The 13268-nt window shown below is 60.2% G+C and carries 11 protein-coding genes; 9 read left to right on the forward strand and 2 right to left on the reverse strand.

Features of this window, described 5'->3' with window-relative positions:
- Positions 1 to 20: 20 nt before the first annotated feature.
- The 8 genes from BUB69_RS05230 (at position 21) to BUB69_RS05265 (ending at position 11283) form a co-directional block, all read left to right on the forward strand.
- A complete protein-coding gene (locus tag BUB69_RS05230) occupies positions 21 to 956 on the forward strand; it encodes a formate/nitrite transporter family protein (RefSeq protein WP_073163064.1) in 936 nt (311 codons plus the stop codon).
- 86 nt (positions 957 to 1042) lie between these two features.
- Positions 1043 to 1726, forward strand: a complete 684-nt coding sequence (locus BUB69_RS05235; protein ID WP_073163065.1) for a response regulator transcription factor — start codon at positions 1043 to 1045, stop codon at positions 1724 to 1726.
- The gene (locus tag BUB69_RS05240; RefSeq protein WP_073163067.1) at positions 1704 to 3101 is read left to right on the forward strand and encodes a sensor histidine kinase; all 1398 of its coding nucleotides are present in this window, start codon (positions 1704 to 1706) and stop codon (positions 3099 to 3101) included. The genes BUB69_RS05235 and BUB69_RS05240 overlap by 23 nt, the downstream gene beginning before the upstream one ends.
- Before the next feature lie 467 nt (positions 3102 to 3568).
- Positions 3569 to 4432: an alpha/beta fold hydrolase gene (locus BUB69_RS05245; RefSeq protein ID WP_073163068.1), complete on the forward strand. Its 864-nt coding sequence runs from the start codon at positions 3569 to 3571 to the stop codon at positions 4430 to 4432.
- Positions 4433 to 4507: 75 nt separating this feature from the next.
- A complete protein-coding gene (locus BUB69_RS05250) occupies positions 4508 to 5698 on the forward strand; it encodes an efflux RND transporter periplasmic adaptor subunit (RefSeq protein WP_084537049.1) in 1191 nt (396 codons plus the stop codon).
- Positions 5695 to 6795: an efflux RND transporter periplasmic adaptor subunit gene (locus BUB69_RS05255; RefSeq protein ID WP_073163070.1), complete on the forward strand. Its 1101-nt coding sequence runs from the start codon at positions 5695 to 5697 to the stop codon at positions 6793 to 6795. Before BUB69_RS05250 ends, BUB69_RS05255 begins: the two co-directional genes overlap by 4 nt.
- A complete protein-coding gene (locus tag BUB69_RS05260) occupies positions 6792 to 9830 on the forward strand; it encodes an efflux RND transporter permease subunit (protein ID WP_073163072.1) in 3039 nt (1012 codons plus the stop codon). Before BUB69_RS05255 ends, BUB69_RS05260 begins: the two co-directional genes overlap by 4 nt.
- Before the next feature lie 277 nt (positions 9831 to 10107).
- Positions 10108 to 11283 carry an MFS transporter gene (locus BUB69_RS05265; RefSeq protein WP_425439349.1) on the forward strand — a complete coding sequence of 392 codons (1176 nt, stop codon included), beginning with the start codon at positions 10108 to 10110 and terminating at the stop codon, positions 11281 to 11283.
- A 243-nt stretch (positions 11284 to 11526) separates the two neighbouring features.
- Here the strand turns inward: BUB69_RS05265 and BUB69_RS29090 are convergent, their stop codons facing one another.
- The gene (locus BUB69_RS29090; RefSeq protein WP_245825259.1) at positions 11527 to 11709 is read right to left on the reverse strand and encodes a hypothetical protein; all 183 of its coding nucleotides are present in this window, start codon (positions 11707 to 11709) and stop codon (positions 11527 to 11529) included.
- Between BUB69_RS29090 and BUB69_RS05270 the strand changes: the two genes are divergently transcribed.
- Positions 11699 to 12364, forward strand: coding sequence for a hypothetical protein (locus BUB69_RS05270; RefSeq protein ID WP_240033415.1), 666 nt, complete (start codon positions 11699 to 11701; stop codon positions 12362 to 12364). The two genes, BUB69_RS29090 and BUB69_RS05270, sit on opposite strands and share 11 nt — an antisense overlap.
- Before the next feature lie 151 nt (positions 12365 to 12515).
- Here BUB69_RS05270 and BUB69_RS05275 read toward each other — a convergent pair whose 3' ends face one another.
- Positions 12516 to 13235, reverse strand: coding sequence for an alpha/beta hydrolase (locus BUB69_RS05275; RefSeq protein WP_073163076.1), 720 nt, complete (start codon positions 13233 to 13235; stop codon positions 12516 to 12518).
- Positions 13236 to 13268: the final 33 nt, after the last annotated feature.

Below are 13268 nucleotides of genomic sequence, written 5' to 3' on the forward strand. Positions count from 1 at the left end.
GCATTGCATCAGGAAACGGTATGGACGAAGAAGTAGACGGCAAGACCCCCGGCCTGTCAGCCGAAGAAGAGCGCGAGATCGATGAGAATCAACCGCCCCGTGCTGCAGTCTTGCACGAAACCATCCGCATGCAGGGCGACCATGAACTGGAGCGCAGCGTTGCAGCGCTATGGTGGTCGGCGCTGGCTGCAGGGTTGACCATGGGCCTGTCGCTGATGGCGATGGGGTTGTTCATGTCACGCCTTGAAGGCATCCCTGGCAGCCACGTGATTGCCAGTCTTGGTTACTCTGCAGGCTTTCTCGCAGTCATCCTGGCGCGTCAGCAGTTGTTCACCGAAAACACCATCACCGCCGTGCTGCCCGTGATGAGCAAACTCAACCTGGCCAATATCGGACGTCTGCTGCGGCTCTGGACCGTGGTGCTTGGCGGCAACCTGGTAGGCACCTTGCTGGTGGCGTACGTCATGCTCCACCTGCCGATTTTCGACACCAAGACCGATCACGCCTTTCTGGAAATCGGTCGCAAAGTCATGGAAAACGATGTCGGCCAAATGTTCTCCAAAGGCATCGTGTCCGGCTGGATGATTGCGACCATGGTCTGGATGATTGCGTCGATGGAAAATGCCAAGATCGCGATCATCATCATGATCACGTATCTGATGGCGCTCGGTGACTTCACCCACATCGTGGTCGGCTCGGCGGAAGTGTCTTATCTGGTGTTCGCAGGCGAGTTGGGCTGGACGGACTTCTGGTTCACCTTCGCGGGGCCGACGCTTGCTGGCAACATCATTGGTGGCAGCTTCATATTTGCCTTGATCAGCCACGCGCAGATCCGCAGCGAGAAAGACACCAGTGCGAAGATCGAACGGGAAAAAAAGCGGCGCGCAGAGGAAAGACGCCTGCGCGACAAACAGAAGCTCAAGGACGCGGATTCAGTACTGAAGAAAGGCATATGATCCCCGTCATTAAACTTTCTTTCAGGAACTTCGTGGCGATTTAGGGGCAAACTAGCACTTTGAACGCACCTATTCAGGCAGGGAACATGACCCGAATTCTGGCAATCGAAGACGATGCCATCACCGCAAAGGAAATCGTCGCGGAGCTCAGCAGCCACGGGCTGGAAGTGGACTGGGTGGACAATGGCCGTGACGGGCTGGCGCGTGCAGTGAGTGGCGACTACGACCTGATCACCCTGGACCGCATGCTGCCCGAGATGGATGGCCTGACCATCGTCACTCACCTGCGCGCTCAAGGCATCTCCACGCCGATCCTGATGATCAGCGCACTTTCGGACGTGGATGAGCGCGTACGTGGCTTGCGCGCCGGGGGCGACGATTACCTGCCCAAGCCGTTCGCCTCGGATGAAATGGCGGCGCGCGTCGAAGTCCTGCTGCGTCGCAGCAATCCGGTCAGCGCGGCGAAGACGGTGCTGCAGGTCGCCGATCTGGAACTGAACCTGATGACCCGCGAGGCGTGCCGTGGCGGCCAGCCACTGACGCTACTGCCTACTGAGTTCAAGCTGCTCGAATTCCTGATGCGCAACAGCGGCCAGATCATTACGCGCATGATGATTTTTCAGGAAGTCTGGGGCTATCACTTCGATCCCGGGACCAACCTGATCGATGTTCATATCGGCCGCCTGCGCAAGAAGATCGATCAACCCGGCACCGCAGCGCTGATCCAGACAGTGCGAGGTTCCGGTTATGTTATTGCCGAACCCGTCTAACGGCTGGCGATCTTCCACCAGCCGCTTGCTGGCGCTCTACAGCTCACTGTTCGTGGCCTGGAGCGCCATTCTGCTGGGCGTTTTGTACTGGGAAGTCACGGCCTATCTGGATAACCTGGCGCGTCATTCGCTGACCCAGCGCCAGCAACTCTTCTCCCGGTTCCAGGGCCAGGCTCTGGACGACGCGCTCGCCACCAGCATGAGTTTCGACATGCGTGCAGTGGACGCCTACGGTCTGTTCGACGAGAATTTTCGGCCGCTGGCCGGCCCCATCAACAGCATTCCCAGCGTGCTGCCGGTCGACGGCCAGATTCACGAGCTGAGCGACTGTATCGACTCGGACGATCCCGGCCTTCCACAGGCCAGTTGCGATGCCGTGGTCACGCGCACCGCCGATGGACGCTGGCTGGTACTGGTGCGCGAGAATGGTTCGCTGTTCGCCGTCAGCAACCTGATTCTGCACGCCTTGCTCTGGGGAATCTCACTGACGATCATTCCGGGTGTAGCCGGCTGGCACCTGCTGCGCCGCCGACCGTTGCGCCGCATCGGGGCGATTCAGGCCAGTGCCGAGTCGATCATTGCCGGTGACATGGCGGGACGCCTGCCGGTCTCCAACCGGCGCGACGAACTGGACATGCTGGCGGTCATCGTCAATGCCATGCTCGACCGGATCGAAAAACTCATGAACGAGGTCAAGGGCGTCTGCGACAACATCGCCCACGACCTGCGCACGCCATTGACCCGGTTACGCGCACAGCTTTATCGCATTCAGCAGCAATCGGCACACGACTCGCCCGGCGCCCAGCAAATGGCACAGGTGATCAGCGAAGCCGATACCCTGATGGCCCGGTTCAGGGGCCTACTGCGCATCTCCGAACTGGAGGACCGCCAGAGGCGCTCGGCGTTCGTGGAACTGGAACTGCAGCCCTTGCTGCAAGAGCTGTACGACTTCTACCTGCCGCTGGCCGAGGAAGATCAGATCACCCTGCTGCTGAATCTGGAAGCGCCACTGCCCACGATGGTCGGCGACAGGGCCTTGTTGTTCGAGGCGCTGACCAACCTGCTGAGCAACGCTATCAAGTTCACCCCGGCTGGCGGCATCGTGGCCGTCAGTGCCTACCCCTGCAAGGAAGGCAACAGCCCCTGCATCGAGGTTCAGGACTCAGGTCCGGGCATTCCAGTCACGGAACGCGCGGCTGTGTTCCAGCGTTTCTATCGCAGCGAGACCGGAAATCAGCAGAGCGGGTTTGGTCTGGGCCTGTCCGTAGTCGCCGCGATCGTCAATCTGCATGGCTTTACGCTGCAGATCGGGACGAGCCAATATGGCGGAGCCAGTCTGGTGCTGGAGTGCCGCACCGTCCGTCCGCTGGCCTGAATCCTTTTCACCCTCCGTGCCTGCTTTTTGACGAGCTTAACGCCTCTAGATCGAGGCTTTCATAGCTTTCGATATTAATCTGGCGCGACAGCTCAAGTACTAATTTGTAACTAGATGTTACAAGAAAGCGCTGAGCTTGACCGTTTCAGCGCTCACAAGTTCCCTCCGTTAGTTCCGCAATTACGACCCGATCAGGCACTTTTCACCGAACTAGCGCCCTTCCTTGTCAAGCCGGACGCAGCGCGCAAACGATCAAATCGTGACCCGTTCGGCATTTTTATGACGTCAGTGACTTGTCGGTCTGCTGGCACTGCGTTATCTATAGCCGCACGGATTGATACTCCTGATGCACCCTAAAACAAGAACTCAACGGATTTCGCCATAAACCGGGCGAGGCTTTGGCATGGCTGCCGGAGCAGAGAACGCTGCACTAATTTCACTGGAATGACACCGGCTGGGAGGCTGTTATGGGCGCACAATCAAAGATTCTAAACGTCGGCGACTACAAGGTTTACACCGAGACTTATTGGAAAGGCAGTCATGTAAAGACCATCTTGCTGGTCAACGGCGCGCTGTCGACCACGGGCTCTTTCGGGCAAACCGTCAAGTATCTTCAACCGCACTACAACATCGTCTTGTTTGACCTTCCGTTTTCCGGCCAGTCCCGGGCGCACAACGCCGACGATATGATCGTGACCAAGGAAGACGAAGTCGGCATCCTGCTGGAACTGATCGATCTGTTCCAGGTGAACTACCTGCTGTCCGTATCCTGGGGCGGCGTTTCGGCACTGCTGGCACTTTCGCACTGCCCTGCATCGGTCGAAAAGGCGATCATCAGCTCGTTTTCGCCCGTGCTCAACGAACCGATGCTCGACTACATCGACAAGGCTCAGGTCTACCTGGCTGCGCGCGAAAAACGCAAAATCGGCTCGCTGCTCAACGACACCGTCGGCAAGTACTTGCCGCGCTTGTTCAAACTTTACAACTACAAGCACCTGATCAGTCTTGCCGAACATGAATACGGCCAGATCGACTTTCACATCAGCCAGATTCGACAACTAAGCGCCAGTAACTACGTCGAGCGTTTTTCGTCGATCAAGATCCCGGTGTTGTTCGTCAACGGTGAAAAAGATGAATACACCACCGTGGAAGATGCGCGTTCGTTTGCCCACTACATCCCCAAGAGCACGTTCAACATAGTTCCCGACACCGGGCACTTTCTGGACCTGGAAAGCAAGGCGGCCTGGCACCACTCGCAGCGCAACGTACTCGCCTTTCTGGGGACCGAAGCCTGCAACCAGGAATGGCCCAGCGCTACCGCGATGGCCTGAGACGCCCGCGCCACGCAGCGTGGCGCAGTGGTTCACGGATGACCATTCATTTTCCCGGGCAGTGGCTATTCATCGATGATTTTCTCTTGTGCAGATCTTGTGCGTCGGCTCGCCCTTGCTTGCAAAACCAGCCGACCGACGCACCTCCCCCCGTTTCAGTACCGCTTACCCTTTAGCTGCACGCTGGCACTGACCCTTACGCTGAGTGCCTGTTCTGCCGGCACACCACCAGAAAAACGGCCAGTGCGCGTTGCTGTCCAGACCGTCCACGCGCAGGACATCGCCACCCGCGTGGTACTCAGCGGCGATATCCAGGCACGCAAGGTCACGGATCAGTCCTTTCGGGTATCGGGCAAGCTGGTGAAGCGATTCGTGGATGTGGGTGATCGGGTCAAGGCCAACCAGGTATTGGCCCGCCTGGACCCGCGCGAACAGCGCACAGGCCTTGAGTCGGCCAATGCCGATGTCGCGGTCAGGGAATCACGACTGCACCTGGCTGAGCAGAATTACCAGCGCCAGCAGCGCTTGCTGCCCAAGGGTTACACCAACCTCAGCGAATATCAGCAAGCACACGCGAACCTGCAAAGCGCCCGTGCAGACCTGGCAGCGTTCAAAGCTCAGCAAGCCAGCGCCCGTGAGCAGGTCGGCCATACCGAACTGATCGCCGTGGCTGACGGCGTGATCACGGCACGGCATGCCGAGGAAGGTCAGGTGGTACAGGCAGCGGCGCCCGTGTTCAGCCTGGCACACGATGGCGAACGCGAAGCGGTGTTTGCCGCCTATGAATCGCTGCTGAGTACCGACCGGATCGGCGACAAGGTGGTCATCAGTCCGGTAGGCCAGCCCGGCGTCGAACTGGCTGGCAGGATTCGCGAAATCACCCCGATCGTTTCTGCCACCAGCGGGACATTGCGCGTGCGTATTGCCCTGCCGAACTCCACTGCCGTACCTGAACTGGGCACCGTCGTCAGCGCCCGCCTGGAAAACCTTGCGCAACGCGCCTTCATATTGCCGTGGTCGGCACTGACCCGCACCCAAGGGCAACCGGCGGTGTGGCGAGTGGATGAACAGTCCCGCGTCGCACTGCGCAACGTTCGTGTGCTGCGTTACGAGCAAGGTCAGGTGCTCGTGAGCGAAGGCCTGTCCGAGGGTGATCAGGTGGTTTCCCAAGGTCTGCAGTTTCTTTACGCCGGGCAAAAGGTCGAAGTGGCCGGGCAGGACAGCCGCAAGGCAATCGCCCTCGCCACCTCGGAACCGCAACCATGAGCAGCACCGCGCAACCTGCGCCGACGTGGAAAAACCTGTGCCTGCTCTGCACGCTGCTGATGGCCTTGCCGGGTTGCCGCGACAAGCCGGTCCGCGAAGCCCTCGATCGCCCCGTGCTGTTCACTGAAGTGGCCACCTCGCACGACAGTCTGCGCGCCCGCTTTGCCGGCACGGTCCAGCCGCAATACGAGGTGGCGCTAGGTTTCCGTGTCGCCGGGCGAGTCGCCACCCGACAGGCAGAGATCGGCCAGGCCGTGCGCAAGGGTGATCTGCTCGCCACCCTGGAACCCAGCGAGCAGCAGAACCAGTTGCACGCTCGGCAGGCAGAACTCAGCAAGGCGCAATCCTCTTGGCAACAGATACGTGACGAACAGTTGCGCTACCAGCAACTGTTCGAACGCGGTGTCGGCTCTCGGGCGCGGCTCGATCAACTGAGCAGCGACCTGCGCAATCAGGACGCCTTGCAACAACGCGCGCGCGTTGCCCTGCAACAGGCTGGCGATCACGTGACGTACACACGCCTGTTCGCCGAGTTCGACGGTCTGGTCACTGACTGGCGTGCCGAAGTGGGTCAGGTGATGTCTGCCGGGCAGCCGGTGGTCAGCCTGGCACGCCCGGAAAGTCGGGAAGTGGTGGTCGACCTGCCGGTCGGGCTGGTCGCCTCGTTGACCGACAAGGTGCAGATCCGGGTCATGTCGCCACTGGACGAAAAAATCTCGGTGGTCGCGCAGGTCCGCCAGTTGTCTCCCCAGATGGACGCCAACACACGCACCCAGCGGGTGCGACTGGCGCTGCACGATACGCCGGACAGCTTGCGCCTCGGCTCGACCGTGAGCATTGACATCAGAGGACCTGCATCCCCGGCCCTCCAATTGCCCGACAGCGCGCTGCTGCAACGCAATGGCCAGGCGCAGGTGTGGGTGGTCGACCCACTGACCTCGACGCTGGACCCGCGAGCGGTGCAGGTGTTGTCACGCAACGGCTCGACGATTCAAGTCAGTGGCCCGTTGCAGGCCGGCGACAAAGTCGTCATTGCAGGCGTCAACACGATGCAGCCCGGACAGAAAGTACGCATGGAACGAGAGGTCCGTTTGTGAAGGAGCGCTTCAATCTGTCGGCCTGGGGCCTCAGGCATCGCACGCTGGTCTGGTACATGATGTTCGTTTCGCTGCTGATGGGCTGTGGATCGTTCCTGAATCTGGGACGCGAGGAAGACCCCTCGTTCGCGATCAAGACCATGGTGATTCAGGCGCGCTGGCCGGGTGCGACCCTGAACGACACCTTGCAGCAGGTGACCGATCGACTCGAGAAGAAGCTCGAAGAAATCGATGCGCTCGACTACGTGAAAAGCTACACGCTGGCCGGCGAATCCACATTATTTGTATTTCTCAAAAGCGAAACCCGCAGCGCCGACATTCCCCAGGCCTGGTATCAAGTGCGCAAGAAGATCAGCGACGTGCGCGGCGAATTGCCCAGCGGGATTCAGGGCCCGGTATTCAACGACGAGTTCGGCGACGTGTTCGGCAGCATCTATGCCTTCACCACTGACGGCCTGTCCTTTCGCCAGTTGCGCGATTACGTCGAGCAGGTGCGAGCCGACATCCGCAGCGTGCCCAACCTGGGCAAGATCGAGCTACTCGGCGCCCAACGCGAAGTCATCTACCTGAATTTTTCCGTTCGCAAACTGGCCGCCCTGGGGATCGATCAGCGCCAGGTGTTGCAAAGCCTGCAAGCCCAGAACTCAGTGACGCCTGCCGGGGTCATGGAAGCGGGTCCAGAACGTATTGCAGTCAGGGCCAGCGGCCAGTTCTCCAACGAAGAGGATCTGCTGGCGGTCAATCTGCGCTTCGGCGAGCGCTTCTTTCGCCTGAGTGATCTGGCCACCGTCGAACGCCGTTACGCCGACCCGCCCTCTTCCCTGTTCCGGTTCAACGGCCAGCCTGCCATCGGCCTGGCCGTGGCCATGAAACAGGGCGGCAACATTCAAGCTTTCGGCACCCAACTGCAGCAGCGCATCGAAGAACTCACCACCGAACTGCCGCTGGGCATCGATGTGCATCTAGTATCGAGTCAGGCCGATGTGGTTGAAAAAGCCATCGGCGGTTTCACCCGGGCGCTGTTCGAAGCGATCCTGATCGTGCTGGTGGTCAGCTTCATCAGCCTGGGCATCCGCGCGGGTCTGGTGGTGGCTTGTTCGATTCCACTGGTGCTCGCGCTGGTCTTCGTGTTCATGGAGTACAGCGGCATCACCATGCAGCGTATTTCCCTCGGCGCGCTGATCATTGCGCTCGGCCTGCTGGTGGATGATGCGATGATCACTGTCGAGATGATGGTGACCCGCCTCGAACACGGCGACACCCGAGAACAGGCAGCGACCTTTGCCTACACCTCGACCGCATTCCCGATGCTGACGGGCACCCTGGTCACCGTCGCGGGTTTTGTGCCGATCGGCCTGAATCACAGCTCGGCGGGTGAATACGTGTTCACCATGTTTGCGGTGATTGCCGTAGCGCTATTGCTGTCCTGGCTGGTGGCCGTGCTGTTCGCGCCACTGATCGGCGTTCACATCCTCAAGGTGTCGGCGGTGCATGCGGCACCGGGACACTGGATGCGCGGCTTCAGCCGGTCACTGGTCAAGGCGCTGGAACATCGTGGGTGGGTGATCGGGATCACGGCATTGATCTTCGTCGGCTCGCTGTTTGCCAGCACACTGCTGCAGAACCAGTTCTTCCCGGACTCGGATCGCCCGGAGATCCTCGTCGACCTCTACATGCCGCAAAACGGCTCTATCGAAGGCACCCGCCAGACCATGGACCGCTTCGAGGCCACGCTCAAGGAGGATCCGGACGTGCTGCACTGGAGCTCCTACGTCGGCAAGGGCGCGGTGCGTTTCTACCTGCCGCTGGACCAGCAACTGAGCAACCCGTTCTACGGCCAGATGGTTATCGTCAGTCGCGGTGGCGAGTCGCGTGACCGACTGATCGAACGCCTGCGCCAGCGCTTTCGCGACGACTACGTCGGGGTCGGCGGCTACGTGCAGCCGCTGAACATGGGCCCGCCGGTGGGCTGGCCGATTCAGTACCGCGTCAGCGGACCGGATATCGAACAGGTACGCAGTCAGGCCATGGCGCTCGCCGCGATTCTCGACACCCACCCCGACATCGGTCAGGTGATCTACGACTGGAACGAGCCTGGCAAGGTGCTGAAGATCGACATCGCGCAGGACAAGGTGCGTCAGTTCGGCCTGTCATCGGAAGACGTCGCGCAGATTCTCAACAGTTTGGTCAGCGGCACGACCATCACCCAGATACGCGACAGCACCTACCTGATCGACCTGGTAGGACGCGCGCAGAATGACGAACGCAGCTCCATTCAGACCCTTGGCAGCCTGCAGATCCCGACACCGAATGGTTCGACCGTCCCGCTGCTGTCCTTCGCCACCCTTAGCTATGAGCAGGAGCAACCACTGGTCTGGCGTCGTGACCGTCTGCCCACCATCACCCTCAAGGCAAGCGTGCTGGGCAAGCTGCAACCGGCGGCCCTGGTCAAACAGTTGAAACCCGAGATCGATGCGTTCAGTGCCACCCTACCCGTGCGCTATTCGGTTGCCACAGGCGGCGCAGTCGAAGCCAGCGCCCGCTCCCAGGGACCGATTCTGAAAGTCGTGCCGCTGATGCTGTTATTGGTCGTCAGCTTCCTGATGATCCAGCTGCACAGCGTGAAAAAGCTGCTGCTGGTGGTCAGCGTCGTACCGCTCGGGTTGATAGGTGTCGTCGCCGCGCTTTTGATTTCGGGCTATCCGCTGGGCTTCGTGGCGATTCTCGGGGTGCTGGCTCTGATCGGCATCATCATCCGCAATTCGGTGATTCTGGTGACCCAGATCGACGAATTCATGGCTGCAGGTGAAAGCCCCTGGGCGTCGGTCATCAAGGCTACAGAGCATCGATGCAGGCCCATCCTGTTAACGGCCGCCGCCGCCAGCCTGGGCATGATCCCGATCGCACGCGAGGTGTTCTGGGGGCCGATGGCCATCGCCATGATCGGCGGCATCGCCGTCGCCACCCTGCTGACCCTGTTTTTTCTGCCCGCGCTGTATGTGGTGTGCTATGGAATCAGGCCAGCGGGGCGTTAGGAGCGTTAGGGGCGACAAGCGCGTGATGAAGGTGTGCACTGTGGCATTACTCGCGGCGGCAGGCAGACTGCCTCACTCGCTGATTCGATTCCAATTATCACTCATGGAAATATCTTGTATCACCTCGCCGCACCTACTTAATTGTCGGCAAAACCATTAGCCTGCTCGGCATTCCATTCTGAACGGCCCGCGCGCGGTAAAAGCGTGCGTGCAGGCCGATTGCACGAGCGAGACCGCAATGCCCCACTCGACCCAAACCCATTCCGACAGCCTCACCATGACCCGTGGTCTGGTGATGCTGTTTGCGTTCTGCTGCGGCGCCATTGTCGCCAATATCTATTATGCCCAGCCGATCATTGAGCTGATCGCGCCGGACATCGGCCTGTCCAGTACGGCTGCGAGCCTGATCGTGTCGTTGACGCAGATCGGGTATGCACTGGGCCTGTTCTTTCTGGTACCGCTGGGTGACTTGCTGGAAAACCGCAAACTGATGCTGATCACTACCGCCGTTGCGACCTTGAGTCTGCTGGGCGCGGCGTTCGCCGAGCAGCCGAACCTGTTTTTGCTGGTCTCGCTGTTGGTGGGTTTCAGTTCAGTGTCAGTACAGATGCTGATCCCGCTGGCGGCGCACCTGGCACCCGAGGAATCTCGCGGGCGCGTGGTCGGCTCGATCATGGGCGGCCTGCTGCTCGGCATCCTGTTGGCGCGGCCGATTTCCAGCCTGGTGGCCGACAACTTTGGCTGGCGTGCTGTGTTTGCCTCGGCGGCTGTGGTGATGGTCGGCATCAGCATGGTACTGGCAACCACAATGCCGAAACGTATGCCTGACCATCGTGCCACCTACGGCCAATTGCTGTTTTCGCTCTGGACACTGCTGCGTACCCAGCCGGTGCTGCGCCAGCGTGCGTTCTATCAAGCCTGCATGTTCGCCACCTTCAGCCTGTTCTGGACGGCGGTGCCGCTTGAACTGTCGCGCAATCACGGCCTGACACAAACCCAGATCGCCCTTTTTGCGCTGATCGGCGCTATCGGAGCGATTGCCGCGCCCATCAGCGGCCGACTGGCTGATGCAGGCCACACCCGAATCGTCTCGCTGGGTGCGCTGCTGCTCGGTGCGCTGAGCTTCTTGCCCGGGCTGGTCCACCCGGTCTACAGCGTGATCGGCCTGGCCGTGACCGGCGTAGTGCTGGACTACTGCGTGCAGACCAGCATGGTGCTGGGCCAGCGCACCGTCTACGCACTGGATGCCGCCAGCCGCAGCCGACTCAACGCGCTCTACATGACCAGCATCTTTATTGGCGGCGCCATCGGCTCGGCAGTGGCCAGCCCGCTGTTCGACCATGGCGGATGGACCTGGGTACTGATCGCAGGCACAGCGCTGCCATTGATTGCGCTGCTGGCATTCTTGAAGGATGCGTCGGGTGAGCGGGCTGCGCGGGCCCGCCGGAACTGAGCGATACCTGGCTACTTTTCGCGGACAGAGCCCTCTGTCCGCACGCTTTACATTGACGCTCAGGCCCGCCTGATCGCTCTGAATCCCCATCGCGCGACTAAACACTGCACTTCACACGTGAATTGCAGGATAATGGCACCGCGACAGCATCACCCCCTTACCCTTCTGTTTCTCCCCCGCATTTCAAGGTTCGCGTCTCCAGCATCCCTGGCAGCGCGGTTGAACACGGATTGTACAAACGCCTCACCACCAGGCTCTCAACCCGCCATGCAGTTGATCTGACATCGGCACGCATTTCTCGACATCCGAACAAGGCAAAACAGCAATGGACGCAGCACCACCCGCACCATCCACCAGCAGAATTTCAGCTATTTTTGCCAAGATATCGGTCGGTATCGGCGGCATGATCGGCGTCTTGTGGAGCATCTTTACCTACCTTTTTCCAGACCCGGGCGCCTTGGGCCTCAGCGTTGATTTTATCAACTGGAAAACGTTGATCACTCTCGTCGCCAGCCTGACGCTGTGTGCAGGCCTGGGCATTGCCATCGTGGCAAGAAAACTGCCTGGGGTGCTCAAACTCAGCGTCTGGCTGGCGTTAGCGCTCATGCTCTGCGCGGTGTTCTTCAAACTGGGTGGCGAGTACGCCAAGCCATCAGTGGAGTTCGCCCGCAGCCAGAAACTGTTCGTTGAAAACGATAACGCCAATGTGTTCGGCAAGCGCGCCGAGACCGTAGACAAGCTGAGCCTTGAACTGCTGGACTGCGACCAGAACGGTCAGTCACCGACCTGTACGATGGAGTTGGTGAACAAGAGCGCAGACCGCGATTTCCGCTTTCTGAACCCGATCAGTCTGTTCGACGAAACAGGCGGGGCGTTGAGCCTGACTCAATTGCGGGTCGGCGATGCAAAGTACGACCGCTGGGATTCCTTCCAGTTGATCCGCAACGTGCCTACCCGCGTGACGCTGATCTTTGAAGCGGCCAAAGGCCGAGTCAAACTCTCCCCTGCGCTGAAACTCACATTCCGTGATCGCGAGGGCAAGGAAAACGTACTCAAATTCAACGACGTGAAGGTCAACTGATCCGGCAGGACAGGCAGCACCCGAGTATTCGCAAGCAAGCCCGCTCTCACCACACAAACCGTCACTTGCAAAGTAGAGGCGGTTTTTGTGGGAGCGAGCTTGCTCGCGAAAGGGCCGGCGCCATCCGGGCGCTAGCCTTGAGCCAGGCGTATCAACGAGCCGATTCTTCCAGCCATTGAGCCAGGTCCGAAACCTCGGCCTCACTCAGGCTGTGCCCCAACCCTTGATAGCCGTGAAACTCAGGCTTGAGACCGAGCGCTTTCAAGGTCGCCTCGGCGTCGGGGCCACTGGCGTAGGACACCTGACGGTCTTCGGTGCCATGGCCGATAAAGACGTTCAGGTGTTTGAGCGCATCGCTGGGCTGGAGTCCGGATTTAACCACCGGCAACAGCCGCCCGCTCAATGCCGCAATCCCGCCCACCAGTGCTGGCTGGCGCAGGGCAACCTCGTAGCTCATCATCGCGCCTTGGCTGAAGCCCACCAGAAACACCTTTTCCGGCTGCGTCTGGTACTTGTCCGTCGCCTGACCGATGAACGCTGTCAGTCGCTCGGTGCTGCTTTTCAGCTCGTCGGTCACGCCGTCGTATTCGGTCACGCCTGGCTTGCGCGTGAACCATTTGTAGCTGTCGGTCTGCAGTTCGACCGGGGCCTGGACCGACAGGTAGTTGTAACCGGAAGGCAGACGATCCTTGAGGCTGAACAGGTCCGCCGCGTTACTGCCGTAGCCGTGGATGAAGATTACCAACGGCGTGTTCGGCGTGTCGCTGCTGGCTTGAGCGAGGTAGTTCAGGGGCAGGTCGGTGTGCAGGGTGTCCTGCGCCTGAACCAGCCCGGAACAGACGAAAAGCAATGCGGCGAAAAATTTCAGCATCGGTCGAAAACCTCGGTTGAACGCTGCCCGCAG

Origin of the sequence: Pseudomonas asturiensis, assembly GCF_900143095.1 — a bacterium.
Classification (GTDB): domain Bacteria; phylum Pseudomonadota; class Gammaproteobacteria; order Pseudomonadales; family Pseudomonadaceae; genus Aquipseudomonas; species Aquipseudomonas asturiensis.

What these genes read in the sequence shown, in the direction of transcription:
- BUB69_RS05275 (WP_073163076.1), bottom strand. Translation starts at nt 13,235, where the DNA reads ATGCTGAAATTTTTCGCCGCATTGCTTTTCGTCTGTTCCGGGCTGGTT.
- BUB69_RS05230 (WP_073163064.1), top strand. Translation starts at nt 21, where the DNA reads ATGGACGAAGAAGTAGACGGCAAGACCCCCGGCCTGTCAGCCGAAGAA.
- BUB69_RS05235 (WP_073163065.1), top strand. Translation starts at nt 1,043, where the DNA reads ATGACCCGAATTCTGGCAATCGAAGACGATGCCATCACCGCAAAGGAA.
- BUB69_RS05245 (WP_073163068.1), top strand. Translation starts at nt 3,569, where the DNA reads ATGGGCGCACAATCAAAGATTCTAAACGTCGGCGACTACAAGGTTTAC.
- BUB69_RS05255 (WP_073163070.1), top strand. Translation starts at nt 5,695, where the DNA reads ATGAGCAGCACCGCGCAACCTGCGCCGACGTGGAAAAACCTGTGCCTG.
- BUB69_RS29090 (WP_245825259.1), bottom strand. Translation starts at nt 11,709, where the DNA reads ATGCTCCACAAGACGCCGATCATGCCGCCGATACCGACCGATATCTTG.
- BUB69_RS05250 (WP_084537049.1), top strand. Translation starts at nt 4,508, where the DNA reads ATGATTTTCTCTTGTGCAGATCTTGTGCGTCGGCTCGCCCTTGCTTGC.
- BUB69_RS05265 (WP_425439349.1), top strand. Translation starts at nt 10,108, where the DNA reads ATGACCCGTGGTCTGGTGATGCTGTTTGCGTTCTGCTGCGGCGCCATT.
- BUB69_RS05240 (WP_073163067.1), top strand. Translation starts at nt 1,704, where the DNA reads ATGTTATTGCCGAACCCGTCTAACGGCTGGCGATCTTCCACCAGCCGC.